The sequence below is a fragment of the Rhodopseudomonas sp. BR0M22 genome, assembly GCF_010907035.1.
Lineage (GTDB): Bacteria > Pseudomonadota > Alphaproteobacteria > Rhizobiales > Xanthobacteraceae > Rhodopseudomonas.
Genome location: NZ_QUMK01000001.1, coordinates 1 through 26,885 on the forward strand (window position 1 = coordinate 1; position 26,885 = coordinate 26,885).

27 protein-coding genes are annotated in these 26,885 nt (G+C 64.9%); 13 read left to right on the top strand and 14 right to left on the bottom strand.

Annotation, left to right across the window (positions count from 1 at the left end; genetic code table 11):
• Positions 1-155 precede the first annotated feature (155 nt).
• Together DY468_RS00005 and DY468_RS00010 are read left to right on the top strand one after the other, a co-directional pair.
• Positions 156-383 (top strand): DUF433 domain-containing protein, encoded by a 228-nt coding sequence (locus DY468_RS00005; protein ID WP_013502391.1) that lies wholly within the window; start codon positions 156-158, stop codon positions 381-383.
• Positions 380-724, top strand: a complete 345-nt coding sequence (locus DY468_RS00010) for a DUF5615 family PIN-like protein (protein WP_041807294.1) — start codon at positions 380-382, stop codon at positions 722-724. The genes DY468_RS00005 and DY468_RS00010 overlap by 4 nt, the downstream gene beginning before the upstream one ends.
• Here DY468_RS00010 and DY468_RS00015 read toward each other — a convergent pair whose 3' ends face one another.
• The 4 genes from DY468_RS00015 to DY468_RS00030 form a co-directional block, all read right to left on the bottom strand.
• Positions 725-934: a hypothetical protein gene (locus DY468_RS00015; protein ID WP_164601182.1), complete on the bottom strand. Its 210-nt coding sequence runs from the start codon at positions 932-934 to the stop codon at positions 725-727.
• 152 nt (positions 935-1,086) lie between these two features.
• Positions 1,087-1,629 (bottom strand): hypothetical protein, encoded by a 543-nt coding sequence (locus tag DY468_RS00020; protein WP_164601184.1) that lies wholly within the window; start codon positions 1,627-1,629, stop codon positions 1,087-1,089.
• A 96-nt stretch (positions 1,630-1,725) separates the two neighbouring features.
• The gene (gene uvrA, locus DY468_RS00025) at positions 1,726-4,815 is read right to left on the bottom strand and encodes an excinuclease ABC subunit UvrA (RefSeq protein ID WP_164601185.1); all 3,090 of its coding nucleotides are present in this window, start codon (positions 4,813-4,815) and stop codon (positions 1,726-1,728) included.
• A 268-nt stretch (positions 4,816-5,083) separates the two neighbouring features.
• Complete coding sequence (locus tag DY468_RS00030; RefSeq protein WP_164601187.1) at positions 5,084-5,845, bottom strand: outer membrane protein; 762 nt, start codon at positions 5,843-5,845, stop codon at positions 5,084-5,086.
• A 478-nt stretch (positions 5,846-6,323) separates the two neighbouring features.
• Here DY468_RS00030 and DY468_RS00035 point away from each other — a divergent pair, with 478 nt between their 5' ends.
• Positions 6,324-6,827, top strand: coding sequence for a single-stranded DNA-binding protein (locus tag DY468_RS00035; protein ID WP_164601189.1), 504 nt, complete (start codon positions 6,324-6,326; stop codon positions 6,825-6,827).
• A 116-nt stretch (positions 6,828-6,943) separates the two neighbouring features.
• Here the strand turns inward: DY468_RS00035 and DY468_RS00040 are convergent, their stop codons facing one another.
• The 3 genes from DY468_RS00040 to mazG all read right to left on the bottom strand — a co-directional run bounded on the left by DY468_RS00040 (position 6,944) and on the right by mazG (position 9,504).
• Entirely contained in the window at positions 6,944-7,309 is a 366-nt protein-coding gene (locus tag DY468_RS00040; protein WP_164601191.1) for a hypothetical protein, read from the bottom strand.
• Positions 7,306-8,601, bottom strand: coding sequence for a hemolysin family protein (locus DY468_RS00045; RefSeq protein ID WP_164601193.1), 1,296 nt, complete (start codon positions 8,599-8,601; stop codon positions 7,306-7,308). The genes DY468_RS00040 and DY468_RS00045 overlap by 4 nt, the downstream gene beginning before the upstream one ends.
• 78 nt (positions 8,602-8,679) lie before the next feature.
• The gene (gene mazG, locus DY468_RS00050) at positions 8,680-9,504 is read right to left on the bottom strand and encodes a nucleoside triphosphate pyrophosphohydrolase (protein ID WP_164601196.1); all 825 of its coding nucleotides are present in this window, start codon (positions 9,502-9,504) and stop codon (positions 8,680-8,682) included.
• Positions 9,505-9,619: 115 nt separating this feature from the next.
• Here mazG and queC point away from each other — a divergent pair, with 115 nt between their 5' ends.
• Both queC and DY468_RS00060 read left to right on the top strand, forming a co-directional pair.
• Positions 9,620-10,333, top strand: a complete 714-nt coding sequence (queC, locus tag DY468_RS00055) for a 7-cyano-7-deazaguanine synthase QueC (protein WP_164601198.1) — start codon at positions 9,620-9,622, stop codon at positions 10,331-10,333.
• Between the two features lie 87 nt (positions 10,334-10,420).
• A complete protein-coding gene (locus DY468_RS00060) occupies positions 10,421-11,704 on the top strand; it encodes a serine hydrolase domain-containing protein (protein WP_205511731.1) in 1,284 nt (427 codons plus the stop codon).
• Here the strand turns inward: DY468_RS00060 and DY468_RS00065 are convergent.
• The 4 genes from DY468_RS00065 to nthA all read right to left on the bottom strand — a co-directional run bounded on the left by DY468_RS00065 (position 11,677) and on the right by nthA (position 14,650).
• Complete coding sequence (locus tag DY468_RS00065; RefSeq protein WP_164601200.1) at positions 11,677-12,813, bottom strand: GNAT family N-acetyltransferase; 1,137 nt, start codon at positions 12,811-12,813, stop codon at positions 11,677-11,679. The genes DY468_RS00060 and DY468_RS00065 overlap by 28 nt on opposite strands.
• A gap of 156 nt (positions 12,814-12,969) precedes the next feature.
• Positions 12,970-13,359 carry a nitrile hydratase accessory protein gene (locus tag DY468_RS00070; protein WP_164601202.1) on the bottom strand — a complete coding sequence of 130 codons (390 nt, stop codon included), beginning with the start codon at positions 13,357-13,359 and terminating at the stop codon, positions 12,970-12,972.
• Positions 13,359-14,015, bottom strand: a complete 657-nt coding sequence (nthB, locus tag DY468_RS00075) for a nitrile hydratase subunit beta (RefSeq protein ID WP_164601204.1) — start codon at positions 14,013-14,015, stop codon at positions 13,359-13,361. Before nthB ends, DY468_RS00070 begins: the two co-directional genes overlap by 1 nt.
• Positions 14,012-14,650: a nitrile hydratase subunit alpha gene (gene nthA / locus DY468_RS00080; protein WP_164601206.1), complete on the bottom strand. Its 639-nt coding sequence runs from the start codon at positions 14,648-14,650 to the stop codon at positions 14,012-14,014. The genes nthB and nthA overlap by 4 nt, the downstream gene beginning before the upstream one ends.
• Positions 14,651-14,713: 63 nt before the next feature.
• Between nthA and DY468_RS00085 the strand changes: the two genes are divergently transcribed.
• The 3 genes from DY468_RS00085 to DY468_RS00095 all read left to right on the top strand — a co-directional run bounded on the left by DY468_RS00085 (position 14,714) and on the right by DY468_RS00095 (position 16,934).
• Positions 14,714-15,451 carry a PA4824 family protein gene (locus DY468_RS00085; RefSeq protein WP_164601208.1) on the top strand — a complete coding sequence of 246 codons (738 nt, stop codon included), beginning with the start codon at positions 14,714-14,716 and terminating at the stop codon, positions 15,449-15,451.
• A gap of 72 nt (positions 15,452-15,523) precedes the next feature.
• A complete protein-coding gene (locus DY468_RS00090; protein WP_164601209.1) occupies positions 15,524-15,847 on the top strand; it encodes a YdhR family protein in 324 nt (107 codons plus the stop codon).
• 343 nt (positions 15,848-16,190) lie between these two features.
• Entirely contained in the window at positions 16,191-16,934 is a 744-nt protein-coding gene (locus tag DY468_RS00095; RefSeq protein WP_164601211.1) for a hypothetical protein, read from the top strand.
• Positions 16,935-17,006: 72 nt separating this feature from the next.
• Here DY468_RS00095 and DY468_RS00100 read toward each other — a convergent pair whose 3' ends face one another.
• Entirely contained in the window at positions 17,007-19,073 is a 2,067-nt protein-coding gene (locus DY468_RS00100) for an ATP-dependent helicase (RefSeq protein WP_164601212.1), read from the bottom strand.
• 245 nt (positions 19,074-19,318) lie between these two features.
• On the opposite strand from DY468_RS00100, the gene DY468_RS00105 reads away from it, so the two are divergent.
• Both DY468_RS00105 and DY468_RS00110 read left to right on the top strand, forming a co-directional pair.
• A complete protein-coding gene (locus tag DY468_RS00105; RefSeq protein WP_164601213.1) occupies positions 19,319-19,816 on the top strand; it encodes a collagen-like protein in 498 nt (165 codons plus the stop codon).
• A 247-nt stretch (positions 19,817-20,063) separates the two neighbouring features.
• Positions 20,064-20,870: a DUF3471 domain-containing protein gene (locus DY468_RS00110; RefSeq protein WP_246700833.1), complete on the top strand. Its 807-nt coding sequence runs from the start codon at positions 20,064-20,066 to the stop codon at positions 20,868-20,870.
• A 52-nt stretch (positions 20,871-20,922) separates the two neighbouring features.
• Here the strand turns inward: DY468_RS00110 and pdxY are convergent, their stop codons facing one another.
• Together pdxY and DY468_RS00120 are read right to left on the bottom strand one after the other, a co-directional pair.
• Entirely contained in the window at positions 20,923-21,789 is an 867-nt protein-coding gene (pdxY, locus tag DY468_RS00115) for a pyridoxal kinase (RefSeq protein ID WP_164601215.1), read from the bottom strand.
• Positions 21,786-23,018, bottom strand: coding sequence for a benzoate/H(+) symporter BenE family transporter (locus DY468_RS00120; RefSeq protein WP_164601216.1), 1,233 nt, complete (start codon positions 23,016-23,018; stop codon positions 21,786-21,788). The genes pdxY and DY468_RS00120 overlap by 4 nt, the downstream gene beginning before the upstream one ends.
• Before the next feature lie 105 nt (positions 23,019-23,123).
• Between DY468_RS00120 and pdxR the strand changes: the two genes are divergently transcribed.
• The 3 genes from pdxR to DY468_RS00135 all read left to right on the top strand — a co-directional run bounded on the left by pdxR (position 23,124) and on the right by DY468_RS00135 (position 26,876).
• Positions 23,124-24,614, top strand: coding sequence for a MocR-like pyridoxine biosynthesis transcription factor PdxR (gene pdxR, locus DY468_RS00125; protein ID WP_164601218.1), 1,491 nt, complete (start codon positions 23,124-23,126; stop codon positions 24,612-24,614).
• 154 nt (positions 24,615-24,768) lie between these two features.
• Positions 24,769-26,073, top strand: a complete 1,305-nt coding sequence (locus DY468_RS00130) for a serine hydroxymethyltransferase (protein WP_164601220.1) — start codon at positions 24,769-24,771, stop codon at positions 26,071-26,073.
• A gap of 20 nt (positions 26,074-26,093) precedes the next feature.
• Complete coding sequence (locus tag DY468_RS00135; RefSeq protein ID WP_164601454.1) at positions 26,094-26,876, top strand: YggS family pyridoxal phosphate-dependent enzyme; 783 nt, start codon at positions 26,094-26,096, stop codon at positions 26,874-26,876.
• Positions 26,877-26,885: the final 9 nt, after the last annotated feature.

Consider the following 26,885-nt stretch of genomic DNA (forward strand, 5'->3'; position numbering starts at 1 on the left):
CATTCGGGTAGGGGGAGCGATGCGCCGTAGCCCGCATGAAGCGAAGCGGAATGCGGGGCTCTATGATCCGCCCGCCCGGCTTGCGCCTCGCGCAACCGCGCTCCGCTGGCTGACAATGGGCACCGTGAATGCTAGGATTTACGAGGAGATCACCGATGTCAGACCTGCTCGCACGCATCACGATTGATCCGAATGTGCTCCACGGCCGCCCCTGCATTCGCGGCATGCGGATCAGCGTCTCCGACGTATTGGCGCAGCTCTCGTCGGGAGCGTCGCGCGACGATGTCCTGCACGACTATCCGTATCTGGAAGACGCGGATATCGACGCGGTGCTGGCCTTTGCAGCAAAGCAGGCGGATCACCCCATCATCGCGGCGGAATGAGCCCGCGCTTCATGATCGATGCGCAACTTCCGCCGGCGCTGGCGGAGGCGTTCAGGCGTGCCGGTTTCGACGCCGTTCACGTGGCAGATATCGGCTTACTTTCCGCGACCGATCATCAGATTTGGCGAGCGGCAATTGCTAAGTCGGCGGCCCTGGTGACCAAAGACCGGGACTTTCTGATGCTACGTGCTGCTACCGACAGTGGGCCCACGGTGGTCTGGATCAGATCGGGAAATGCGAGCAATCGCGAGCTGCTTGACTTGATTACCGGCGCGCTGCCGGCGATCCTCGCCGCGATCGCACGGGAAGAAGCGGTGATCGAGGTGTCGGCTCGTCGCTGATCAGGTCGAGATCGGCACGAGTTCGAAAATGCGGCCATACTTTGCCGCCTCGGCGAGGTCGCCGCTTCGCAGCGCCGATCGAACCGCTTCGAGCTTGCGCACGTCGTCCGGCGAAAGGTAAGGCGCCCACGCGCCTTCCTCGCCGCGCTCCACGGGGACCTCTGCTGCGTAGTGGCCTTCATGGATGAGTTCGAGTCGTGTTCGAGGCATCACGATGGTCCTAGTGAAGGGACGATTTCAAATCCGAACGTGCGGCCGGTGGCCCGCATGAGCGCAGCGAGATGCGGGGAGCGCCGAACTCCCGGGTGTCGCTTCACTCACCCGGGCTACGCTTGCTACCCATCCACGCTACGGCTGCCAAATCAAACAAAGCCAATCTTATTCGGACTGGTGAAGTCGCTGACCATTCGACTGGTGTTGAGCTCTTCCTTGAGAAGAACGAATAGGTGCTCGCTGAGAGCCTGCAATTCAAGAGGATGAAATCCGAGATCAAACTCCGCTTTAGATCGTTGCTCCCTCACGAAAAATCGTGAGCCGTCAAATCTACATCTCAGCAAAAACCAAAATGCCTCTTTGGGCCAAACGTTCGGCCCATGCTCCAGAAAAACGCGCAAACCAAAATAGAAGAAGCCATCGTCCCTACGGTCTAGATCCGGCAGAAGCTCATCATGAGCTTTAAGATGAAATTGGTTCTTGTGTTCGTCCCAAATTGCCCGAGCTGGTGAGACGTATTTGATTTGATCATTCGACTGCATGCCCGGTTCGTTGAAGGTTTCAGGGCATCCCAAATACTCTTGGAAGGATTTGGCAATTCGAGGAGCAAGAAGCTGATGCTCTCGAAATTGCTCTATCCAGTTCTTTCGCCATGGATCAAACAGCTTGGTAAGTTCTTCAAATTTGCTCACTGATTTCGCCTTTAATTCTCGCCATGCATCAACGCCGACGCATCTTCGGAGAGTAATTCTCTTCTCGATTTATTAATTGTTCAAAGTTCTCGGAGTTCACTCCGCCGCCTCGTCCGCCTTCCTCTTCACTGCCTTCGCCGGCCCCTTCTTCTCCAGCACCGGCTTCAAGAACTTGCCCGTGTAGCTCCTTGGAGCCTTGACGATGTCTTCCGGCGGGCCCCAGGCGACGATTTCGCCGCCGCCGTCGCCGCCTTCGGGGCCGAGGTCGATGACCCAGTCGGCGGTCTTGATGACTTCGAGATTGTGCTCGATCACCACCACGGTGTTGCCCTGCGCGACCAGCTCGTGCAGCACTTCGAGGAGCTTGGCGACGTCGTGGAAGTGCAGGCCGGTGGTCGGCTCGTCGAGGATGTAGAGCGTGCGGCCGGTGGCGCGCTTGGACAGTTCCTTGGCGAGCTTGACGCGCTGGGCTTCGCCGCCGGACAGCGTGGTGGCCTGCTGGCCGACATGGATGTAGTCGAGGCCGACGCGCTGCAGCGTCTTGAAGGTCTCCCGGACGCGCGGCACCGCCTTGAAGAACTCGGCGGCTTCCTCGACCGTCATGTCGAGCACGTCGGCGATCGACTTGCCCTTGAACAGCACGTCGAGGGTTTCGCGGTTGTAGCGCTTGCCCTTGCAGACGTCGCAGGTGACGTAGACGTCGGGCAAAAAGTGCATCTCGATCTTGATGACGCCGTCGCCCTGGCAGGCCTCGCAGCGTCCGCCCTTGACGTTGAACGAGAACCGGCCCGGCTCGTAACCGCGTGCCTTGGATTCCGGCAGGCCGGCGAACCACTCGCGGATCGGCGTGAACGCGCCGGTGTAGGTCGCGGGGTTACTGCGCGGGGTGCGGCCGATCGGCGACTGGTCGATGTCGATGATCTTGTCGATGTGCTCGAGGCCCTCGATCCGGTCATGCGGCGCCGGCGGCTCGGAGGCGTTGTTCAGCTTGCGCGCGATCGCCTTGTAGAAGGTGTCGATCAACAGCGTCGACTTGCCGCCGCCGGAGACGCCGGTGACGCAGGTGAACAGGCCGAGCGGAATCTCGGCGGTGACGTTCTTCAGATTGTTGCCGCGGGCGTTGACCAGCTTCAGCGTGCGGCGATGGTTCGGCGGCCGGCGCTCCGGCACCGGCACCGACAATTCGCCGGTGAGATACTTACCGGTCAGCGATTTCGGATTGCGCATGATCTCGGCGGGCGTGCCTTGGGCGATGATGTGGCCGCCATGGACGCCGGCGCCGGGGCCGATGTCGAGCACATGGTCGGCGAGCAGGATGGCGTCCTCGTCGTGCTCGACCACGATCACGGTGTTGCCGAGGTCGCGCAGCCGCTTCAGGGTATCGAGCAGCCGGGCGTTGTCGCGCTGGTGCAGACCGATCGACGGCTCGTCGAGCACGTAGAGCACACCGGTGAGGCCGCTGCCGATCTGCGAGGCGAGGCGGATGCGCTGGCTTTCGCCGCCCGACAGCGTGCCGGACGAGCGCGACAGCGTCAGATAGTTGAGGCCGACGTCGAGCAGAAAGCTGAGGCGGTCGCGGATCTCCTTCAGGATACGAACGGCGATCTCGTTCTGCTGGGTGTTGAGCAGCTTCGGCACCGAGGTGAACCAGTCGCCGGCGGCCTTGACCGATAGCTCGGAGACCTCGCCGATATGCTTCCCCCCGATCTTGACGCACAGCGCCTCGGGCTTGAGACGATGGCCGTGGCAGGCGTCGCACGGCACGTCGGAGAAGTACTTGCCCAGTTCCTCGCGCGCCCATTCGCTCTCGGTCTCGCGGAAGCGGCGCTCGATATTGGTGACGACGCCTTCGAATGGCTTCTTGGTGTCGTAAGAGCGGACGCCGTCTTCGTAGGAGAACTTGATCTCGTCGTCGCCGGAGCCGTGCAGCAGGACGTTCTGGACCTTCTTGGGGAGGTCCTTCCACTTGGTGTCGAGCGTGAACTTGTAATGCTTGCCGAGCGCGGTCAGCGTCTGCAGGTAGTACGGCGAGGACGACTTCGCCCACGGCGCGATCGCGCCCTTGCGCAGTGTCAGCTCCTTGTCCGGCACGACCAGGTCGGCGTCGATGTGCTGCTCGATGCCGAGGCCGCCGCATTCCGGACAGGCGCCGTAGGGGTTGTTGAACGAGAACAGCCGCGGCTCGATCTCCGGAATAGTGAAGCCGGACACCGGGCAGGCGAACTTTTCCGAAAACAGGATGCGTTCCGGCCCGGATTTGTCGTGGATCTTGGCGACTTTCTTCGTCGCAGCCTCACCCTTCGAGACGGCGCTTTGCGCCTCCTCAGGGTGGGGGGCTCCCTTCTTGGCCTTGCCGCGTTTGCCGTCCTCATCCTGAGGAGCGCCCGCAGGGCGCGTCTCGAAGGATGGCGGCGGTGTCGGCGCATCGGCGAACTCGATCACCGCCAGCCCTTCCGCCAACTTCAGCGCGGTCTCGAAGCTCTCGGCGAGGCGCTGGCCGATGTCGGGACGCACCACGATCCGGTCGACCACGACGTCGATGTCGTGCGGGAATTTCTTGTCGAGCGTCGGCGCTTCGGCGAGCTCGTGGAAGCTGCCGTCGATCTTGACGCGCTGGAAGCCCTTCTTCAGCCAGTCGGCGAGTTCTTTCCGGTACTCGCCCTTGCGGCCGCGCACCACCGGCGCCAAGAGATACAGCCGGGTGCCTTCCGGCAGCGCCAGCACCCGGTCGACCATTTGCGACACGGTCTGGCTTTCGATCGGCAGGCCGGTCGCCGGCGAATAGGGCACGCCGACGCGGGCCCACAGCAGGCGCATGTAGTCGTAGATCTCGGTGACGGTGCCGACGGTCGAGCGCGGGTTCTTCGAGGTGGTCTTCTGCTCGATCGAGATCGCCGGCGACAGGCCGTCGATCTGGTCGACATCCGGCTTCTGCATCATCTCAAGGAATTGCCGGGCATAGGCTGACAGCGACTCGACGTAGCGGCGCTGGCCCTCGGCATAGATGGTGTCGAACGCCAGCGACGACTTGCCGGAGCCGGACAGTCCTGTGAACACCACAAGCTTGTCGCGCGGGATGGTGACGTCGACGTTCTTGAGATTGTGCTCGCGGGCGCCGCGAATGGTGATGGCGGTCCGGCTCGAGGCCGCGGGGGTCTGACGCTTGGCCTTGATCACTTCGTCCATGCGGGTGTCCAGACGCGTGACAACGCGCCGATTGGGGCGCGCGCCGGAGCGACCGGGGCTGACGCCGGATGAGGCTGAGACTGGAACATAGGAAGAACGAGGCGCGATTGCCAGAGCCTCGGCGCGCCATCAACCGGATTGTTGCAGCCGGTGGCGCGCGGGCGCCCCGCAGGACGGAAGCCGGGGCGGCGGGAACTGGCCCTTAACGCAAGAAGGCCGGCGCGAGGCCGGCCTTCCGGAACGTTGGCCGTGGCGGCCGACGATAAGCTCAGTAGCGCGCCACCACCGGACCACCCCAGCGATAGTTGATGCGGGCGGTGACCAGATCGACATCCTGCTTGATGCGGTCGACATTGGTAGTCGGCGAGAAGTTCGTGTCGCGGCTGTCGAGGAAGACGTGGTCGTATTCGACCGCGACCGACCAGTTCGGCGTGAAGCCATATTCGAGGCCGCCGCCGACCGTACCGCCCCAGCGGGCTTCCTTGGCATCGTCGTTGAGCACGCCGCTCGCGGTGAGGTAGCGGCTGTACTTGGTGTTCACCACCGCCGCGCCGCCCTTCACATAGAGCAGGGCATTGTCCCAGGCGTAGCCGACGCGGGCGGTGAACAGGCCGAAGGCGTCGACCTTGCTCTCGTTGGTGAAGGCCGGGAACGAGGTGCTGATGTTCGAGCCCTTGAAATCGGCCCAGTTGCCCTGAGCTTCGAGACCGAACACCCAGGTGCCCATCTGCCAGTTGTAGCCGATCTGGCCGCCGACCGTGCCGCCGGAGGAATCGTGGCAACCTTCGGAGATGTTGGCCGCGAGCGGCGCAGCCGCGGTGCCGGCGAAGTCCCAGCAATTGCGGCTGCTGCCCCAACCGCCGTTGGCGCCGACGTAGAAGCCGGACCAGTTGTAAACTACCGGAATTATCGGCGGTGCCTTGGTGTAGGGGCGGGCGGCGAGATCAGCGGCCATCGCCGGCGCCGCACTCGTCGCAATCAGACCACCCAACGCAATCAGGCCAACGGTCCCCAACAGAAATTTCTTCATCGCAATTCTCCGGTTGTTTGCTTCACCGGTTCCTGATCCGCCAGTTGTCCCGCTGCGGAACGAAGGAAGCGCGAGCGCCCATCTCAAATTCCGCTTGCGACTATACGCGCGTCGTGGTGCGTGCGCCGTCTCCGAACTGCAACAGTCGCGCGCAAAAATCATGTTCTGAAACTTGTCATAGCGGAACGAAGATCCTGCTGGAATTGCAGCAGGATACCGATCTGGCCACCGCCGGTACTACTCGCCGGTTCGGGGGCGTCTCGCAGGTGGCGGACTTTGCGCTTCTCATTGGAACAAAAATAGAACATAATGGGGTTGCTCGCTGCGGTGGATAACGCGGGCGATGCGGGTATTTTCGCGCGCGGACGTATGGGCGACGCGGCGCCGACAGCGTAAGCGCTTGGGCGGAGGACCGCGGCGGTGCCGGTGGGCGCGCCTTAGCGGCCGAGCAGTTGGTGGATTTTGAGAGGAGACGTCGATGGCGGGCAGCGTGAACAAGGTGATCCTGGTCGGGAATCTCGGTGCCGATCCGGAGATCAAGCGGACCCAGGACGGGCGTCCGATTGCCAACCTGCGGATCGCCACCTCGGAGTCCTGGCGCGACCGCGCCAGCGGCGAGCGCAAGGAAAAGACCGAGTGGCACCGCGTAGTGATTTTCAACGAAGGGTTGTGCAAGGTCGCCGAGCAGTACCTGAGAAAAGGCGCGAAGGTTTACATCGAAGGCCAGCTGCAGACGCGCAAATGGACCGACCAGAGCGGCGCTGAGCGCTACAGCACCGAGGTTGTGCTGCAGAACTTCAACTCGAACCTGACCATGCTCGACGGCCGCAGCGGCGGCGGTGGAGGTGGCGGCGGCTATGGCGACGACAATTCCGGCGGCGACTTCGGCTCCAGCGGCCCGTCGGGCGGCGGCGGCCGGCGGCCGATGCCGGTCAGCAGCGGTGGCGGCCGCAGCGACATGGACGACGACATTCCGTTCTAAGCCCAAACCCTCTCAGCCATTCCATTCCGGCCGCGCCCGGCCGGGGTGGGATACGAGCCGACGGCCGCCGCGCCCCGATCGCGGCGGCCGTCGCCGTTTTGGGGCCCGCCAAGCGGTCAGCGCGCCAGCAGCGCCCAGCCGAGATGCAGTTGGGTGAGGGCGAACAACGTGCCGAACAGCCGCTGGTTATGCCGGGCCAGCCAGCGCGGAAGGCAGATGTCGAAATTGTCGGCGCGGTCGTCGGTGTAGTGCGCCGCCAGCGTCGTCAGCGGACAGCGCATCCGGTTCAGCAGCAGCACAAACACTTCGCCCCACACGAACACGCTCAGCCACAGCGCGGCGACCAGTTGACCGAACCAGACCGTGACCGGGATGGCGACGATCGACGAGGCGAAGAACGCCCAGATTGCGGTGTGCAGCAGCCGCACGGCGGCGAGGGCGCGCGCGTCGCCTCGTCCACGCCGCAGCGGCTGCCCGGTCATGGCGAGGCTTCGTCGTCGGGCAGGCGGCTCGCCAGGATCTTGTCGATCCGGCGGTGGTCGAGGTCGAGGATTTCGAACCGCCACCCTTGGAAGTCGAACTTGTCGCCGACGCCGGGCAGCGCGCCGAGATGCGCCAGCACCAGGCCGGCGACGGTGTGATAATCGCGCGGCGTCGGCACCAGAATGCCGAGCAGATCGCCGAATTCATCGACTGGCATCCAACCCGCGATCAGATAGGAGCCGTCGTCGCGGCGCACCGCGGCGGGCTCTGGCGGGCCGTCTTCGGAGCTGAACGCGCCGACGATCGATTCCAGAATATCCGCGGTACTGACCACGCCCTCGAAGCCGCCGAATTCGTCGTACACCAGCCCCATATGCACCGAGGTGTTGCGCAGCATCAGCAGCGCATCACGGGCGTCGGCCGAGGACGGGATCACCGGCGCGTCACGCACCAGCGTGCGGAAATCGGGCGTGTCGCCGCGCAGATAGATTTCCAGCACGTCCTTGGCCTGGATGATGCCGATCGGGTCGTCGCGGTCGCCGTCGGTCGCCGGCAGCCGCGAATGCGGACTCTCGATGAACGCGGCGCGGATGACTTCGGGCGGATCGGACAGGTCGATCATGTCGACCTCCGGGCGCGGCGTCATCACGGCACCGACCGGACGGTCGCCGAGCCGCATCACCCCGGCGATCATCTGCCGCTCGCCGGGCTCGAGTACACCGGCGGTTTCGGCTTCCAGCACCAGACTGTGGATCTCTTCTTCTGAAATCTTGTCCTCGGGCCGGCCGCTCTGGCCGAGCAGCGCCAGCATTGCCTTGCCGGAGACGTCGAGCACCACCACCACCGGCAGCGAGATCTTGGCGAGCAGCGCCATCGCCGGCGCGACCTTCACCGCAACCGCTTCGGGATCGCGCAGGGCGAGTTGCTTCGGCACCAGTTCGCCGATGATCAGCGTGCCGTAAGTGATCAGGGTCACCACCAGACCGACGCCGATGATATCGGCGAACGGCACGCCGGACGCCGACAGCCATTCGCTCAGGCGCTGGCCCAGCGTCGCACCGGAGAACGCACCGGAGGCGACGCCGACCAGGGTGATGCCGATCTGGACGGTGGAAAGAAACCGGCCCGGGTCTTCGCTCAGCTTGAGCGCCTGCCGGGCCCCGAGAACGCCGCGCTGCGCCAGGATCGAGAGCCGCGCCGGCCGCGACGAGACGATCGCCAGTTCGGACATAGCAAGCAGACCGTTGACGACGATCAGAACGACAACGATTGCCAATTCCACCGAGAGCATGATGCTCGCGCGACCCCCTGCATTATTTTCGTGCGAGTATAGATAGGAAGTCGCGGGCGGAATCGGAACCGGTCGACGCTATTTCGTCGCTTCGGTCGCCTTGGCTTCGTTCCACAGCGCGTCCATTTCGGCGAGCGTGGCGTCGTCGGGAGTACGGCCCTGGGCCGCCAGCGCCTGCTCGATATAGGCGAAACGGCGCTCGAATTTGGCGTTGGCGCCGCGCAGCGCGATCTCGGGATCGGCCTTGGCGTGGCGGGCGAGGTTGACCAGGGCGAACAGCAGATCGCCGGTCTCCTCGGTGATGTGCGCCTGATCGCCGCGGTCGAGCGCGGCCTCGATCTCGTCGGTCTCCTCACGGATCTTGGCCAGCACGGCGCGCGGGTCGTTCCAGTCGAACCCGACCTTGGCGGCCTTGCGCTGCAGGTCCATCGCCCGTGACAGCGCCGGCTGGCCGGATTTGACGCCGGCCAGCACCGAGCTGGACGGCTGTTCGGTCAGGCCGCGGCGGGCGGCGCGCTCGGCCTTTTCCTCCGCCTTGATCCGGTCCCAGACGCCCTCGACGTGCGACGGTGTCAGATTGCCATTGGCGTCGGCGAAGACGTGCGGGTGGCGGCGGATCATTTTGCGGGTAATCGCCTCGACCACGTCGCCGAATGCGAACGCGCCGCGCTCCTCGGCGATCCGGGCGTGAAACACCACCTGCAGCAACAAATCGCCGAGCTCTTCGCGCAGGTCGTCGAGATCATGGCGGGCAATCGCCTCGGCGACCTCGAATGCTTCCTCGATGGTGTAAGGCGCGATGCTGGCGAAGTCCTGCTCGAGGTCCCACGGGCAACCGGTCACCGGAGTGCGGAGCGCGGCCATGATCTCGATCAGGCGGGCGATATCGCGGGAAGGGGTCATCGGGTGGGTCCAAGGCATGAGGAAGTCCCGTCTCGTATGCCGCAACCGGCGCCGCCATCCCAGCGAAAACCGCGCCGGATTGGCGGAGGCGCCCCACAGTGCTAGAGGCTGCGCCATGACCGAGCATTCTTCCGACAAGACCGCGCTGGTGCTGTTCTCCGGCGGGCAGGACTCCGCAACCTGTCTGGCATGGGCGCTGGCGCGCTTCGCCAAGGTCGAGACCATCGGCTTCGATTACGGCCAGCGGCATCTGATCGAACTGGAGTGCCGCGCGCGGCTGCTCGACGGCTTCCGCGCCATCAGCGACGACTGGGCCGCCAAGCTCGGCGACAATCACACGTTGACGATCCCGACGCTGGCGGAAATTTCCGACACCGCGCTGACCCGCGACGTCGCGATCGCGATGGGCGCCGACGGCCTGCCGAACACCTTCGTGCCCGGCCGCAATTTGATCTTCCTGAACTTCGCGGCGGCGCTGGCGTATCGGCGTGGCATCACCGACATCGTCGGCGGAATGTGCGAGACCGATTACTCCGGCTATCCGGATTGCCGCAACGAAACCATCCAGGCGCTGCAGACCGCGCTGTCGCTCGGCATGGCGCGCGACATCACCTTACACACGCCGCTGATGTGGCGCGACAAGGCTGCCACATGGCAGCTCGCCCAGGACCTCGGCGGCGATCCGCTGGTCGATCTGATCCGCGAGGACTCCCACACCTGCTATCTCGGCGAGCGTGGGGCGCGCCACGATTGGGGCTACGGCTGCGGCGAATGCCCGGCGTGCCAGCTGCGCGCCAAGGGCTGGAATGAATACGCAGCAGGGGCCTGACCGACCGTACCCCGCAGTATGATCGAGCCGACCGGGGTGCGCGTGCAAAGACCGGGGTTCCCTGGGGCCGCCAAGGACCGCTTCGCCATGCCGTCACCCTTCGTTTTGATCAGCCGTCGCGAAGTTCTGCGAGGCCTCGGCGCAATGCTGGCGATGTCGCCTTTGCCGGGGCAAGCCGCGCCTTCGGTGCCGGTGCCGAATCCCGACAAGCTGGCGCGGCTGACCGCCTTCTTCGATCACGAGATCGCGGCCCGCAAACTGCCGGGCGCCGTCGTGCTGATCCAACAGCACGGCAAGCCGGTGTACCAACGTTGTTTCGGCTGGCGCACCGCGGCGCGGCGGCATGCGATGACGCCGGATACGATCTTCGCGCTGCATTCGATGACCAAGCCGATCACCAGCGTCGCGGCGATGATGCTGATCGACGAAGGGCGGTTGGCACTGCACGATGCGCTGTCGAAATACATCCCGGCGTTCGCGCGCGTGAAGGTGGGAATCGAGACGACCAGACACGGCAAACCGGCGTTGAAACTGGTGGCGCCACATCGCCCGGTGACGATCGAAGACCTGCTGCGGCACACGTCGGGGATTACTTACGAGTATATCGGCGGCGAATTGATCATGGCAGCTTACCAGCAAGCGCATCTGTTCGCCGGCCGGTTCGACAACGCCGTCTTTGCCGATCGGATCGCCCGCCTGCCGCTAGCGCGCCAGCCCGGCACGCTGTGGCGCTACGGCCATTCCACAGACGTGCTCGGCCGTGTCATCGAGATCGTGTCGGGCGAGCCGCTGTACGCGTTTCTCAAGCAACGGCTGTTCGATCCGCTCGGTATGACCAGTACCGGATTCGTGCTGCGGACGGAGGCGGAGCGGGCGCGGATGGCGGCGGTGTTTCCTGCCGATACGGTTTTGGTCGAGTCCGAGCGGCAGCGCCGCGCGCATCCGGAGTGGCAGTCGGGCGGCGGCGGTCTGCTGTCGACCGTCACCGACTACGCACGGTTCGCGCAGATGTTGCTCGAAGGCGGCGTGCTCGACGGCCGGCGCTATCTCAGCCCGGCCGCATTCAAGGCGATGACCACCGACCAGATCGGCCCGGGCTCCAGCGTCGAGCGTGATTACTTCTACTTCCCTGGCGACGGCTTCGGCTACGGCTACGGGTTAGCGGTGCGGGTCGAGCCTGGCGAGGCGAGGCCGCCGGCGCCGGGATCGATCGGCGAACTGAAATGGGACAGCGGCAGCGGTACTTATTTCGGCGTCGATCCGAAGCTGGATATGATCTACATCCTGATGCAACAGACCGAGACCGAACGCGGCCGCGTAGTCCCGATGTTCAAGAAGCTGGTCTACGACGCCTTTGCGGTCAGCGACTGAACCAGCGAACGGCCGCCCGAATAGGTCGACCACGCCGACAATGCCATGCGGCCCTTTAGCGTCAGCGCTTTTTCGACAGTAAGCAACGGCTGCGCTTCGCATCCGAGCTGTTTCTTGTAGTCGTAGCCGCCGGCGCCGAGATCGAATTGCTCGACGCCGCGCTCGATCAGCCAGCGAATGATCTCGCTGGCCAGTACGATGCCGGGCGAACCGCGATTCCACTCGGCTCCGGCATGGGCGAGGCGGACCGTAGTGCAGCTCTGTCGGTGCAGCAGGCTGTAGGCGATCGCCACGACTCTATCACCGGAATCCATGACCGACAGCATCGCCCGACCGCGCGTGAACACCTCGCGATAGAACTTCGCATAACACGGCCGGTCGAGCACATAGCGCTTGCCCAGCGCCGTGATCCGCGCCCGCTGAAACTCGTCGAGTTTGCCGAACAGACGCGTGGCCTCGTCCCCCGGCGACGTGATCATCCGCACCCGCACGCCGCCCAACGCGTCGAGCGCACGGTGATGCTGACGTAGCGCCTTGCGAAACTTGCGCGACCGGGACTCGAGGTAATCGTCCCAGGTCCGCGGCAGCGTGGTGACGTTGCGGACCGAGGTCGAAGGCGTCGATGCGACGAGCGCCAGCGGATTCACTCGGCCGTGAGCCGTGAGCGGCAGATTGCAAAGCCGAACGACGTCGACCTCGGACATCGCAGCCAATGCCGCCTCGAACGCCGCCGCCGCCGCTCCGGGGGTCGATGGCGCTGCGGGGCCGAGAAGGGGAATGTTGTAGTCGGAAACCGACAGGTCGGCGAACTCGACCAGCGCCACGCCGCACAGCCTGCGCACCACCAGCGGCAGCAGCATCGCGATCTCATCGCGAAGCGTATCGCGCACTGTAATCAGAAGTGGCTCCACGGCCGCCGAAGGCCCGACCACTGCCAGCCATGCGCGGAGCCATTCGGTCGATTGGAACGGCGTGATAGAAGCGGAGGGGCCGAGGGCCGCGGCGCGTTGCAGAAACTGATCGGCATCGGTACTGGCTTCGGCCACATAGCGGCCGGCGGCGTTCGCCGTCCACCGCATCGGCCGTTCCATCACGTCGATCTGCGCCATCATTCAACCCGCTGCCGCCGGACGTCGGCACCCTCTCAAGGTGCGGACGCAAGGCACCTTAGCGCCGAATGGTTCTCACCCTGTTGATTGGGTTCAATCGCGAGACAAACTTGTTCCGTCAACGTTAACGTGGCGGATTCTGCAGCCAATCGCGGGTCAGGCGGGCGAAAAGTCGCTTGGATCGAGCGTGATCGGCCTGCCGTGCGGCGTGCGATCGGCGGCGCGGTCCCAGGCATCGCGGTAGCGGAGCTGGGTCTCGGCGCTCGCGAGGCCTTTGGCGGCCACCAGCCGCTCCAGCGTCGCCAGCCAGTGGCGGTAGTAGGTGTCGCCGCAATCGGGGTCGCCGGCAGCTTGGGCACGGCGGATTTCAGCGGCGAGTTCCGCCGCCCATTCCGGCCAAGTGAACAGCCCGCGGCCGTGCAGCGTCACCGCCATCGCAAAGGCGTGCGCCTCCCATGGCTCGCGGAACACCGGACCGTCGTCGTCGCGCGGCAGGCCGGGAACGCTGCGGGCAGCGATCGCCGCCGCTTCGGTCTGGCTACTCATCATGCCGGCTCCAGATAGGAATCCCAGGCGTCGACGGAGACCCGGGAAGCCGGATCGGCGTCGTCGCCCCACAATTCGCGAGCCTCGAACGCCACGGTGTACAGCCATTGCGGCTGTTCACCGCCGCCATGGGCGTGGCTGTCGGGAAAGACGTGCGCGCCGTGCACCAGCTCGACGGTGCCGACGCGGCCACGGACGTAGCGCGGCAGGCGGATGTGGGTTCGCGGATGCAGTTCCCTGGCGCGCACGCGGTCGCCGACCCCGAACCGGGCAGGGACGGGTGCGTCGCGTTCGGTCGGCGTACCGCGCCCCAGCATCGGCGCAACGTCAGCCGCGCCGAGCACAGGTACGTCCTTGCGCGGATGCAGCGGTGATCCGGCGGCGATCTCGTCGGCTGTGACGAGGCCACGCTCGGCCATCAGCGCTTCGAGGCCGGCGAGCCAGAGCTGATAGTAGCTCATCGACAGATAATCGACCGGGGCGCGATTCTCGCGGGCGAACCGGGACATGTCGATGTTCCAGCCGCCGGGCCGGCCCATCGCCAGCGTCAGCGCGAAGGCGCGGCGTTCCCAAGCGGCATGGAACAGCGGCTCATTCGGCTCAGGCAGCACCGGTCCGAAACCGTCCATGCCGCCCATGTCGTGCGCGCCATTCATACTGTGATCTCCGAAGGCGAGCGCGCGACGCCGGTGCCGATCATGCTGTCGCGGGTGACGAGATCGGCGAGCTGATCTTCGCTGAGGCTGTCGCTACCATCGGGCCGCATCGGGACCACCAGATAGCGGATCTCCGCGGTGGAATCCCAGACCCGGATCGCGATGTCCTGCGGCAGCGTCACGCCGAATTCGGCCAGCACCGCGCGCGGCTCCTTGACCACGCGCGACCGATAGGGTGCCGATTTGTACCAGACCGGCGGCAGGCCGAGCACCGGCCAGGGATAGCAGGAGCACAGCGTACACACGACCATGTTGTGGGTCGTGGGCGTGTTTTCGACTGCCACGACATGCTCGCCCTGACGGCCGGTGTAGCCCAGCTCGGCGATCGCCGCTGTGGCGTCGTGCAGCAGCCGTTGCCGATAGGCGGGATCGCTCCACGCCTTGGCGACCACCCGGGCGCCGTTGCGCGGGCCGACCTTGGTCTCATAGGTCTCGATCAACGCATCCAGCGCGGCGGGATCGACGTAGCCCTTTTCGGTCAGAATGGTCTCGAGCGCGCGCACCCGCAGCTCGGTCTCCGACAATTCGGAATGGTCGTGATCGTGGTGGTGGTGATGATGCTCATGGTCGGCCATGAAGTTGAGGATAGGCGGAAGTCGCGGAAGCTGTCGAGCCGGCTGTCTGCTAAAATTGATTTCATGCTTCCGCTGACCCGCGCCCTGACCGCTCTGCTGCTCGCCATGATAGGGCTTGTCCTGCTGCTGTCGGGCGAAGCCGGGGCGGCGAACGGCGCTTATGCGGTCGATGCCACCGACATTTCCGAACTCGGTTCGTGCAAGCTGGAAAGCTGGTGGTCCCGTGCCACCAACACCGATTTTTCAGCAGTGGCGAACCCATCCTGCGTGGTCGACCTCGGTCGCCCGTTCGAGCTGACGCTGCAGGCGAGCCGGGCGCGCGCCGACGGCGACTGGAGCACGACACTGTCGCCGAAGCTCAAGACCGTCCTGGTGCCGACCGCGATCGGCCGGTTCGGTCTGGCGATCGAGGCGGGAGGCTCCTACGTTGCGGCCAGCGGCAACAATACGGTCGCGTTCGTCACGCTGCCGGCGACCTACCGTCTGTCCGAGACGATGCGGGTCAACCTTAATGCCGGCTGGCTGTGGGATCGGACGATCGACCAGCACTATCTCAGCTACGGCGTCGGCTTCGACTGGAAGTTCACCGATACGCTGCAACTGACGCTGGAGGGCTTCGGCCTCTCCGGCGCTCCGGACGACAGCGCCGGCAAGATCCGGCCCCGCGCGCAGGCCGGCGTGCGGTGGCGGCCCAATGAGATTTTCTCAATGGACCTGATCGTCGGCCACAACATCACCGGCGAAAATGCCCGCTGGATCACGCTCGGCACCACGGTGCGGTTTCCGGAAGCGTTCAAATAGCCGGCCCGCAGCAGGCAGAGACAGCGTGGCGCCGATTGCGCTAAGATGCCGGAAAAATCCGAGGAGGTTCCGATGATCACCACCGTCGTGCAGTTTCACATGGCGACGCCGATCAGCCTGGAGGAGGCAAAGAAGCGGTTCGAGAGCAGCGCGCCGAAATACCAGAAGCTGCCGGGCCTGATCCGCAAATACTACATTCGCTCCGAGGACGGCGCGACCGCCGGAGGCATCTACCTGTGGGAGAGCCGTGCGGCTGCCGAAGCCGTCTATGGCGGCGAATGGCGCGCCCGCGTCACCGCCCTGTACGGCACAGAGCCGGTGATGAGCTGGTTCGACAGCCCTGTCATCGTCGACAACGCCGACGGCGGTACGATTACCACAAGCGCGGCCGCGTGAACGCGGATCATGATCGCAGCGATCCGCCGCTTCGTCGACGTTGCATCTCGGCAGTCGCGCCAGGTGCAGCAAGGCATTGGGTCAGCGTTGCTGGCCCACTTAGAGGCTCGCGAAGTTGCGGCTGTCGTGGTTTACTTTGAACCGGCTGCGTGGCAGGCTGACTTATTACTTAATACCGGCCGCGCCGCCGCCGAGAGTGACACTGCTCGAGGTTAAGGCCGCATCGCGTGTCGCATAAGCCTGTGTCAGGGCGTTTACAGGTACCGAACTGAGAGTGGGAAGGCCGCGTGGGCGAGAGCTCCACGCGCGGCAGGTTTTGATCCGTCATCTCCAGGAGGTTGCCATGTTCAGATCCGAATTCCATCCCGAATTATCTTTGACCGTCGAAGCAGATGGACAGTTTACGCTGAGGGTGCGCGTGCTCGTGCCGAATGGCTGCTACAGCGCCGGAAAATTCTCGGAAGGTACGCCTCCCAACACCGCACAGTTGCCGGAAACGCGATCGTTCACGTTCGAGATCGAGGAGCGTTCGGGCATCTGCACGCAGGCCGAGCAATACGTCACGGCGATCAAGTCCGACCTGGAGCCTGATCAGGGGCATCGTTCGCTGGCGGTATACGTCGTGATCGGCGGCAAGGTGGTGGGGCAGGCGGCGATCGCATTCCCGCCGCTCGCCACCCTGCAGGCGCTGCTCCGCACCGACGATCCGAAATACCCGATCGTGCCGGAAACGGTGTCTGCCGTTGTGACGTCCGATCTGATCGGCGAGCACACCACTCTGACGGTGAGCTGCATGGTGGAGGTGCCGAATCCCGGGTTCACCGCGACGCTGCGACCGCTGAAAATGGGCAACGAGTTGTCGATCCTGCTGCTCGAATTGATCGTGACGCCGCCCGACGAGGTGGTGATCCAACCGCACAGCAGGATCGTGGCCAAGTACGTCGATGAGAATTACCGCGGCCATTATTCGGACGCTTCGATCGTCAATCAGGCACAGGTGATCACGGTGCCGGTGATCGCAATATTGTCGTTCGTCAACGCAGCCCAAACACCGCATTTCAGCGTGATGCGGAACGCAATTCATTGACGGATGCGCAGCGACGCCCGGCTCTGAACAGGGCCGGGTCTTCGCTCCCACATTCCCACACGAGCAGTGTGCTCACGTCCACATCCGCCGCATCCGCGAGTTGATGTCGATGCGCGGGACGCGTTGCGCAGCGGCCGCGGTCGCTTCCGGGGCGACGCGGGGCCAGCTGGTGCGCTCGAACAGCGGCAGCAAGCGGTCGGGGATGAAGCGGGTGCGGGACGCATAGACGTGGCGATCGCCTTGGGCGTTCTGGCCGTGGGTGAAGAACCGCTGCGGCACCACGAGATGCAGATCGTCCTTCGCCCGGGTCATCGCCACGTAGAGCAGGCGGCGCTCTTCCTCGATCTCGGCCGAGGTGCCGGTGCCGAGGTCGGACGGCATGCAACCATCGACGACGTTGAGCACGAACACCTGTTTCCATTCCTGGCCCTTGGCGGAATGGATCGTTGACAGGATCAGATAGTCGTCGTCGAGCGTCGGCACGCCGGCCTGATCGGACGTCGCGTCCGGCGGATCGAGCGTCAGTTCGGTGAGGAAGCGCTCGCGTGACGGATAGCCCGAGGCGATCTGCGCCAGCCGTACCAGGTCGGCCCTGCGGGTTTCAGCGTCCTCATGAATGCGATCGAGATGCGGCGCGTACCAGATCAGCGCGCGCTCGATCTCCGCCGGCCAGCCGGCATCGCCGCTGCGCAGATCCTGCACTGCCTCGACGAAGCCGCGCCAGTCGGCGCCGGCGCGCGGCGGCGCGGGCAGGGCGGCGAGTGAGCCGAGCGGGTCGGCCGCGACTGTCATTGCATCCAGTGCCTTCTGCGCCGACGCTGGGCCGACGCCCTGCATCAGCAGCATCACCCGGAAGCCGGCGACACGGTCGCGCGGGTTCTGCACGAAACGTAGCAGCGCCAGCATGTCCTTGACGTGGGCGGCGTCGAGAAACTTCAGCCCGCCGAATTTCACGAACGGGATGTTGCGCCGGGTCAGCTCGAGTTCCAGCGGAGCGGAATGCGACGAGGTGCGGAATAGCACCGCCTGCTGCTTCAGCGTCGCGCCGCCTTCACGGGCGTCGAGCACGCGCTCGACGATGTAGCGCGCCTGATCGGCTTCGTCGCGCACGCCGACCAGTAATGGCGGTGCTCCTTCGGCGCGGTCGGTCCACAGGTTCTTGGTGAAGCGCTCGCGTGCCAGATCGATCACGCCATTGGCGGCCGACAGGATCGCCTGGGTCGAGCGATAATTGCGGTCGAGCGTGACCACGCGAGCGGACGGATTGAAGGCCTTCGGGAAGTCGAGGATGTTGCGCACCGTGGCGGCGCGGAACGAGTAGATCGACTGGGCATCGTCGCCGACCACGGTGAGTCCGGCGCCATTGGGTTTGAGTGCCAGCAGAACCCGCGCCTGCAGCGCGTTCGTGTCCTGATACTCATCGACCAGCACGTGATCGAACCGGCCGCCGATCTCTGCGGCGAAGGCCGGCTCTTCCATCACCTGCGCCCAGTACAGCAACAGGTCGTCGTAATCGAGCACGTTGTGGCGCTGCTTGGCGTCGACATAGGCCGCGAACAGTTGCTTCAGCTCGGCCGCCCAGCCGGCGCACCACGGATAGTTCGCGCCAAGCACAACATCGAGCGGCTGGCCGGCGTTGACGCAGCGCGAGTAGATCGACAGGCACGTCGCCTTGGCCGGAAACCGGCTGTCGGTCTTGGAAAAGCCGAGGTCGTGGCGGACCAGGTTCATCAGGTCGGCGGAGTCTTCGCGGTCGTGGATGGTGAAGCCGGGATCGAGCCCGATGCGCTCGGCATAGTCGCGCAGCAGCCGGGCGCCGATGCCGTGGAAGGTGCCGGCCCAATGCAGCCCGCCGCTCAGTGCAGAGGCGCGGTCGCCGAGCACCTTGCGGGCGATCCGCTCGACCCGGCGGGTCATCTCGGCGGCAGCGCGGCGCGAGAACGTCATCAGCAGGATGCGATACGGGTCGGCGCCGCCGACGACGAGATGCGCGACCCGGTGAGCCAGCGTGTTGGTCTTGCCGCTGCCGGCGCCCGCGATCACCAGAAGTGGCGGGCAGGCAGTTGCCCCCGCGCCGTGCTCGACGGCGCAGCGCTGCTCGGGATTGAGGCCATCGAGGATCGGAGCGGGCAAGGACACGAATCAGCGCCTGTCGGGTGAAGAATAGACGCTCCCAGATTCCTGCTTTGTTCGCAATCCCGGCGTGGCGCGGGTGTTCGCATGCCGGTGTCCGCGGCGGACTGTGCGCTCCGTAGCAAAAATGTCGCGCTGCCCCGGCTATGCTCCGCCATTCATTCGGCTATCCTCGGTTGTGGCGACCGCGGTGGCCGCCTTGGCGATGGACACGACGCGCAAGCGTCACTGCAACAGGTGGGGAGAAGTTGATGGCAAGACGATCCATTCTGGTCGGAGCCGCGATCCTGGCGATGACCTCCGGCACGGCCTCGGCGCTGGAGATCGACACGCTGGCGATCGAGAGCGGCAAGCTGGTGATCACCGGCAAGACCACCAAGGCCGGCCAGGAGGTCGAGGTCGTCGGCACCGGCGACAAGGCCAAGAGCTCGTCGTCGCGCCGTTTCAAATTCTCGCTGTCGGACGTCCCCGAGACCTGCAAGCTCGACCTGAAGTCGGGCACCGAAACCTTGACCGGCCTGCTGGTCGCCAATTGCGGACCGCGCGGTCCGAAGGGCGAAGCGGGCGCTGCAGGCGCTCCGGGTCCGGCGGGCCCCGCTGGTCCCGCAGGCCCGGCGGGGCCCGCCGGTCCGAAGGGTGATGCTGGTCCTGCCGGTCCCGCGGGACCTGCCGGCCCGGCTGGTCCCTCAGGCGCCGTTGGCCCGGCCGGCCCGAAGGGTGAAGCCGGCGAAGCCGCGCCGAAGAACTGATCGAGCTTGCATGCGATCCGGCTGCGCGGCATCACGCCGCGCGGCCGAGATCCTGTGCGGGGCACACCCGCGTTTGACATCGAGCCCGGCGCGCGCGAGTGTCGCTGCGGGTGGATACGACCCGCCGCTTGCGCCCCTCAGGGAATGGTGAACGTATCAGAGCGACCCGTGCCCCCTTTTGCCAAGGCGAACGGCGTCAGTAACGCAAGCATCTGACCTGATCAGTTCGCCCTGCAGAGGGTTTATGATGCGCGATTTCCGCGACGCAAAGGCCATGGCGCAGACACTGCGCGAGGCCATCAAGCCGAAAGCCGAACTCACCCGAAGTGAGAGCCTGGAGCTGATAGCCAAGGTTCTGGGCTGCCAGAACTGGAATGTGCTGTCGGCGGCCGTCCAGTCGGCAGGGCAGCCGAGGCGAAGCTCCGAGCGCGAGGAGGTTCGGCTCGATCCGGCGATCCTGGATCGCTACGTCGGTTTCTATGAGCTCGCCAATCAGGGCGTGATGACGATCAGCCGCGAAAGCGGACGGTTGGTGTCGCGACTGAGCGGGCAGCCGAGCGTACCGCTGTTCGCCGAGAGTCCGACGCGGTTCTTTGCCGAGGTGGTCGACGCCCAGATCAGTTTCGTGACGGATGCTTCGGGCGTGGCACAATCGCTGGTGCTGCATCAGAACGGCCTCGACATTCCGATGCCGCGCATCGATGCGGACCAGGCTCGGCGCATCGAACAGCAGCTCGCCGAGAAACTGACGAGTCATCTGCCGAGCGCCGGCACGGAAAATGCGCTGCGCCGACTGATCGATGGAATCCGCAGTGGTCAGCCGCGCTACGACGAGATGACGGAAGCGCTGGCCAGCGCCACCAGACAGCAACTGGCAACGCTACACGAAGAGATCGGCGAGGCCGGACCGGCTCGTTCGGTCGAGTTCGTCGGCGTCGGCAATGGCGGCGTTGATGTCTATCTGGTGCAGCACGAGCGGCGGCCGTTGTATTGGCGGATCGGCCTCGATGGCCGCGGCGCGATTTCGACCGCGTGGGTCGCGCCGGGGCTTTAAGGCTCGAAGCGGCAGCACTCCGAAGTGCTGCCCGATGATGGATTGTCCGGCGTCATCGAGGAGGCTGGCCCAGAGCGGGGCTCAGTGCATCGATGACGCTGGCAAGCTGCATTTCGCGCTCGCCGGCGGCCATGGTTCGCTTCAAGACGTCGAGCACGATGGCGGCGGCGCGACGGGCCGCATCGACCAGACTGAGATTGCGGGCGAGGCCCGCGGTGAGAAGGCCGGTGTAGAGATCGCCCGTTCCCGCCGCTGCCAGCTCCAGGTGCGGCGAGGCTAGTCGGGTCGAGGTCCCGCCCTCGAACACGATGTTCTCGAGCGCGTCGTCCGGCGTATCCGCCAGCCTGCAACTGGTGACAACGACACGGGCTCCCCGCCAAGCCTGCATCTTGTCGACCGTGGCCTTGAGCTCGGACCATGTCGCCAGCGGGTGGCCGGCGATCAGTCCGGCCTCGAAATGGTTTGGCGTCAGCAGATCAGCGAGCGGGACGAGTTCGTTGCAAATGCACGCGGAAACCTCATCGGGAACGAACACCCCGACATGGGAATCTCCCATCACCGGATCGCAGATATAAGTGATGGCAGGATTGAGTTGTCGGGCGCGTTTGACGAAAGCGGCTACCACCTCGCCGTTGGCGCTGGAGCCGAGATAGCCGGACACGATGTAGCGGCTGGTTTCGATCAGCCCGCGTTCTTCGATCCCGCGCAGCAATTCGCCGACCAGCTCGGCGTCCAACACCCGGCCGCGCGTGCTACCGAGACCCGGATGATTGGAGAGCAGCGTCGTCGGCACCGCCGCCACGTTCAGCCCGTGCGCCTGCATCGGCAGAACGGCGGCGCTGTTGCCGACGTGGCCGTGCACGACCTGGCTTTGGATCGAGATGATGGAAGTCGTCATCGGCGCTGTCTCGTGGTTCATTTCGCTGCCGCCTCAGTCACCCGGCGATCAGTGGTCGCGCGATAAGGCATCCGGCCGTTGAGCACAACATAGGCGAGTCCACCGATCACCAGGCCCCAGAATGCTCCGCCAATGCCGAGCAGTTTGATATTCGCGGCGGACGCCAGAAAGGTGATCAATGCGGCCTCCCGCGAGGTCGGATCTGCCATCGCCCCGGCAAGACTGCCGCCGATGGTGCCGAGCAGGGCGAGGCCGGCGAGGGTGGTGATGAAGGCGGCGGGAAAAGCCATAAACACCGCAGCGAGCGTGACGCCGAACACGCCGACCAGCACATAGAAGCAGCCCGCCGCGATGCCGGCAATCCATCTCTTGGACGGGTCTTCGTGGGCTTCCCGGCCGGTGGCGATCGCAGCGGTGATCGCGGCGATGTTGAACGCGTGCGAGCCGAACGGCGCCATGATCAGCGAGCCGAGGCCGGTGACGGTCACGATCGGATTGGCGCTGGTCTTGAACCCGTCGTTCCGCAACACCAACATCCCCGGCATGTATTGACCGGTGAGCGTGATCAGGAACAGCGGCAGCGCGACCGACAGTAGGGCGTTGAGCGAAAACTCCGGCATGCTGAACACCGGTGCCGCGAACACGAGCTTGAGGCCGGACAGATCGACACGGCCTTGCGTCAGCAGGAACGCGAGGCCGAGCAGCAAAATCCCGACCACGGCGTAGCGCGCGGAGAACCGCTTGAATGCGACGTAAGCGGCGATCAGCAGACCGACCAGCCACGGATCGACGCTGGCGCCGCCGAAAGCGCCGATGCCGAATTGCAACAGAATGCCGGCGAGCAGGCCCGATGCGATTCCGGGCGGAATCAGACGGATCACCTTCTCAAAATAGCCGGACAGGCCGAGCAGGACGAACGCAGCCGCCGAGATCATGTAGGCGCCGATCGCCTCCGCATACGGCGTCGTCGCCAAAGCGGTGACCAGGAATGCGGCCGCCGGAGTGGACCAGGCCGTGATGATCGGCTCGCGATAGTGCAGGCTGAGGAATAGCCCGGTCAGTCCGACTCCGATCGAAATCGACCAGACCCACGATGCCGTCAGCTCAGGACTGAGGCCGGCGATTTTGGCGGCCTGAAACACCAGGATGAAGGTGCCGCCGTAGTTGACGATCACGGAAATCAGGCCGGCGACGATCGGGTGGGTGAGGTCGCCGAGGCGGACCGGAGAAGACGGAGGGCGGGAGGTCATGCGGTCGCAATCCTCTGCTGGAAGCCAGACGAGCTGGATGGATTGACATCTAGCCAATAGGTGGCCTGATGTACCCGGCCATTCTTCGCCATAGAGGCAGACCATTTGTTCAAGCACTCGCAGCTCGAATCCGTCAAAGCCTGGGTCGCGCATCCGGCCCACGCGGCGATGCCGCTGCACGCTCGGGTGCAGCGAGCCATCCGACAACTGATCGTCGAAGGTGCGCTGGGGGCAGGCAAGCCGCTGCCTGCATCCCGCGCGCTTGCGCAATCATTGGGGGTGTCGCGCGATACGATCGAAGCGGCTTACGGCCAGCTGCATGCGGAGGGTTTCATCGAGCGGCGGGTGGGCAGCGGCAGCTTCGTGTCGGAGATGACGGAGTTCGCACCGGGCCGGCGGCTGTCGCAGCGGGACGCGCTGAGCCGCAACCAGGCGCCGAAACTCAGCAAGCGCGGCGCTGCGATGTTCGGCGGCGGCGGCGTTCGCGAGCAGCTATCGCCGCGGCCGTTCGTCCATGGTGTGCCCGAAACACGCACCTTTCCAGTTCAGCTCTGGGATCGCCTGGAACGCCAAGTCAGAAAGGAGCTGGGTGTTCAGACGCTGCTTCACTGCGATCCGCAGGGCACCGAGCCGCTTCGCCGCGCGATCGCCGACTACGTAAATCTCGAGCGCGGCGGACGCGCTTCGGCGGAGCGGGTTCTGGTGCTCACCAGTTCGCAGCAGGCGATGTCGCTGTGCGCGAATGTGCTGTTCGATCCCGGGGATCGTATCTTCATTGAGGACCCGGCCTATTACGGCGCGCGTAAGGCGTTCGATGCTGCGGGTCTGGAGTGCGTTCCGATTCCGGTCGATCGGCAGGGTCTTATCGTCGAACAGATCACGGCCCAGCCGCGCCGCGCCAAGGCCGTCTTTCTCACGCCGTCCCACCAGTTTCCAACCGGCGCGACGCTGGCGCTGGATCGCCGTCTCGCACTGATCGAATGGGCGGCGCGGCATCAGGCTTGGATCATCGAGGACGACTACGACAGTGAATTCCATTACGCCGGCAAGCCGACGGCCTGCGTGCAAGGTCTCGATCCGCACGACCGGACCATCTACATCGGTACCTTCACCAAGTCTTTGTTTCCGGGCTTGCGGATCGGTTACGTCGTGTTGCCGCCTCAGCTCGTGATGCCTATGACCGTCGCCCGCACGCTGCTGGACGGTCACAGCGCCTCGATGGCACAGTTCACGCTGGCGCGTTTTATGGAAGGCGGACATTTCGGCGCACATGTTCGCACGATGCGCGGCGTCTATGCCGAGCGCCTCGACGTGCTGGCCCGTTTCGTCGGCAAGCATCTGTCCGACTTCGTCGCGCCACGTATTCCGGTCGGCGGCCTGCAACTCCCTTGTATGCTGACATGTGACCTGCCTGAGCGAGCTGTGGTCGATGCCGCACGCAGCGCAGGGATCGAGCTGCTGGGGTTATCGGGGTTGCATCACGCCCGGGACGGCGCGCCTGGCTTTTTGATGGGCTTTGCTGCCTACACGCCGCTCGAGATCGAGGCCGCCGTGAAGAAGCTCGCCAAAGTGCTACGGACAATGACGAAACGCTAAGCCAGCGACGCGTCCCGCTGCGTTCAAATGGTTGGGTCGAGAGCCCAGAATTGGAGGGGATGTCCAGACCGAACCCGTGCTAGGTGCTGAGTATCGAAGCCGCAAGCACTCTTCGCTGCGCGCGGCACAGTCGTCCAGGTCAAGGAGATCAGCCATGGGCACATCGGTCGCGCCGTTCCCCGTTCCCTCTCTCACATATCCGGGGGTAAGCGCCGCCCGGTTGGTCGCGGCCGATCACGCTGTTGCTGCCGCGATCATCGACGAAGAAGCCCGTCAGCGCGAATCTATCGAGCTGATCGCCTCGGAGAATTTCGTCAGCAGGGCGGTTCTCGATGCGCAGGGATCGGTGCTGACCAACAAATATGCCGAAGGCTATCCGCATCGTCGCTACTACGGCGGTTGCGCGCATGTGGACGCTGTCGAAGATCTGGCGATCGCGCGCGTCAATCAGCTGTTCGGCAGCGCCCACGCCAACGTCCAGCCGCATTCGGGAAGCCAGGCCAATCAGGCGGTGTTTCTCGCGTTGCTCGCACCCGGTGATACGATCCTCGGCCTGGATCTGAAGGCCGGCGGCCATCTGACTCATGGCGCAGCGGTCAACATGTCTGGCCGCTGGTTCAAGGCTGTCAGCTATGGGGTCGACCCCGATACCCATCGCATCGACATGGATCGGGTCGCCGAGCTTGCGCGCCAGCACCGGCCACGGCTGCTGATTGCCGGTGGCTCGGCCTATCCGCGGATCATGGATTTCGGCCGCTTCCGCAAGATCGCCGACGAGGTCGGGGCGATCCTGATGGTCGACATGGCGCATTTCGCGGGCCTTGTCGCTGGCGGCGTCTATCCGTCGCCCGTTCCTTTTGCCGATGTCGTCACCTCGACCACGCACAAGACGCTCCGCGGGCCGCGCGGCGGGTTCGTTCTGACCAATGATGCGGACATTGCCAAGAAGATCAACTCGGCGACGTTCCCTGGGCTTCAGGGCGGCCCGCTGATGCATGTCATCGCCGGCAAGGCTGTCGCCTTTGGCGAAGCGCTGCAACCGGAATTCAAAGATTATGCGAAGGCCGTCGTCGAGAATTGCCGTGTCCTGGCCCAAGCGCTTGCGGATGGCGGACTGACGATCACCTCCGGCGGCACCGACTGCCATCTCGCCGTTGTCGACCTGCGGCCATTCGGCGTGACCGGCAATATCGCCGAGCAGGCCTTGGAGTCGGTGGGGATCACGCTCAACAAGAACGCAATTCCGAACGATCCGGAGAAGCCGATGGTGACGTCGGGCATTCGGGTCGGTACGGCCGCCGGCACGTCCCGCGGCTTCGGCGCGGACCAATATCGCGAGATCGCCAGCCTTGTGCTCGACACGCTGCACGCTGTCCGCGATGGGACGTTGGACGCAGAGCGGATCGAGATCAACGCGCGTGTGCGCCGGCTCGTCGCGCGCTTTCCGCTGCCTTACTGATCGGGACGCTTCGCATCATGATGCCTGCCAGTGTCGAGCTCTCGCCGGACGAGGTCGCACGTTTCGGCGCCGATCCTGCCGTGGCCTTTGCCACGAACTTGGCGCTTGTTCGGGATCGCATCGCGGCAGCCTGCCAGCGCTGCGGGCGGCGCCCCGATGACGTGCGTCTTTTGCCCGTCACCAAAACTGTGCCGGCCAGTGTGCTTCGCCAAGCCTATGCGGCCGGCATTTCCGATTTCGGCGAGAACAAGCTTCAGGAAGCCCGCGACAAGCGGGCTATCCTCGCGGATCTGCCGATCCGCTGGTCGATCATCGGCCACCTTCAAACCAACAAGGTGAAGTATCTCGTCAGATTTGCCGACGAATTCCATGCCCTCGACAGTCTGCGCCTCGCAGATGAACTGAATCGTCGCCTGGATGCGGTGGGACGGGACCTCGACGTGTTCGTGCAGGTCAACACCTCGGGCGAGGCGAGCAAGTACGGACTTTCGCCTGGTGATCTTGTTCCGTTCGTTCAGCGTTTGACCGAGTATCCGAGGCTCAAGCCACGCGGTCTGATGACGCTCGCGATCTTCAGTGCCGATGAAGAACGTGTTCGCAACTGCTTCCGGCTGCTCCGCGACCTGCGCGATCACGCCACCGACGTTCACCCCGGATTGACGCATCTGTCGATGGGCATGTCGGGTGATTTCGAGATCGCGATCGAGGAGGGGGCGACGGTGGTGCGGGTCGGACAGGCGATCTTTGGCGCCCGGCCGACCAGCGATCAGTACTACTGGCCGGAAATGAACGTCGATCGGTAGGTGCGGCAA

Coding starts and splice junctions, on each gene's coding strand:
- DY468_RS00040 (WP_164601191.1), bottom strand. CDS start 7,309: ATGACCGGGCAGCCGCTGCGGCGTGGACGAGGCGACGCGCGCGCCCTC.
- DY468_RS00010 (WP_041807294.1), top strand. CDS start 380: ATGAGCCCGCGCTTCATGATCGATGCGCAACTTCCGCCGGCGCTGGCG.
- DY468_RS00065 (WP_164601200.1), bottom strand. CDS start 12,813: ATGGCGCAGATCGACGTGATGGAACGGCCGATGCGGTGGACGGCGAAC.
- DY468_RS00060 (WP_205511731.1), top strand. CDS start 10,421: ATGCCGTCACCCTTCGTTTTGATCAGCCGTCGCGAAGTTCTGCGAGGC.
- DY468_RS00005 (WP_013502391.1), top strand. CDS start 156: ATGTCAGACCTGCTCGCACGCATCACGATTGATCCGAATGTGCTCCAC.
- mazG (WP_164601196.1), bottom strand. CDS start 9,504: ATGACCCCTTCCCGCGATATCGCCCGCCTGATCGAGATCATGGCCGCG.
- nthB (WP_164601204.1), bottom strand. CDS start 14,015: ATGAATGGCGCGCACGACATGGGCGGCATGGACGGTTTCGGACCGGTG.
- DY468_RS00090 (WP_164601209.1), top strand. CDS start 15,524: ATGATCACCACCGTCGTGCAGTTTCACATGGCGACGCCGATCAGCCTG.
- uvrA (WP_164601185.1), bottom strand. CDS start 4,815: ATGGACGAAGTGATCAAGGCCAAGCGTCAGACCCCCGCGGCCTCGAGC.
- DY468_RS00130 (WP_164601220.1), top strand. CDS start 24,769: ATGGGCACATCGGTCGCGCCGTTCCCCGTTCCCTCTCTCACATATCCG.
- DY468_RS00045 (WP_164601193.1), bottom strand. CDS start 8,601: ATGCTCTCGGTGGAATTGGCAATCGTTGTCGTTCTGATCGTCGTCAAC.
- nthA (WP_164601206.1), bottom strand. CDS start 14,650: ATGGCCGACCATGAGCATCATCACCACCACCACGATCACGACCATTCC.
- pdxY (WP_164601215.1), bottom strand. CDS start 21,789: ATGAACCACGAGACAGCGCCGATGACGACTTCCATCATCTCGATCCAA.
- DY468_RS00030 (WP_164601187.1), bottom strand. CDS start 5,845: ATGAAGAAATTTCTGTTGGGGACCGTTGGCCTGATTGCGTTGGGTGGT.
- DY468_RS00105 (WP_164601213.1), top strand. CDS start 19,319: ATGGCAAGACGATCCATTCTGGTCGGAGCCGCGATCCTGGCGATGACC.
- DY468_RS00135 (WP_164601454.1), top strand. CDS start 26,094: ATGCCTGCCAGTGTCGAGCTCTCGCCGGACGAGGTCGCACGTTTCGGC.
- DY468_RS00070 (WP_164601202.1), bottom strand. CDS start 13,359: ATGAGTAGCCAGACCGAAGCGGCGGCGATCGCTGCCCGCAGCGTTCCC.
- DY468_RS00015 (WP_164601182.1), bottom strand. CDS start 934: ATGCCTCGAACACGACTCGAACTCATCCATGAAGGCCACTACGCAGCA.
- DY468_RS00085 (WP_164601208.1), top strand. CDS start 14,714: ATGCTTCCGCTGACCCGCGCCCTGACCGCTCTGCTGCTCGCCATGATA.
- DY468_RS00110 (WP_246700833.1), top strand. CDS start 20,064: ATGCGCGATTTCCGCGACGCAAAGGCCATGGCGCAGACACTGCGCGAG.
- DY468_RS00095 (WP_164601211.1), top strand. CDS start 16,191: ATGTTCAGATCCGAATTCCATCCCGAATTATCTTTGACCGTCGAAGCA.
- DY468_RS00035 (WP_164601189.1), top strand. CDS start 6,324: ATGGCGGGCAGCGTGAACAAGGTGATCCTGGTCGGGAATCTCGGTGCC.
- DY468_RS00120 (WP_164601216.1), bottom strand. CDS start 23,018: ATGACCTCCCGCCCTCCGTCTTCTCCGGTCCGCCTCGGCGACCTCACC.
- queC (WP_164601198.1), top strand. CDS start 9,620: ATGACCGAGCATTCTTCCGACAAGACCGCGCTGGTGCTGTTCTCCGGC.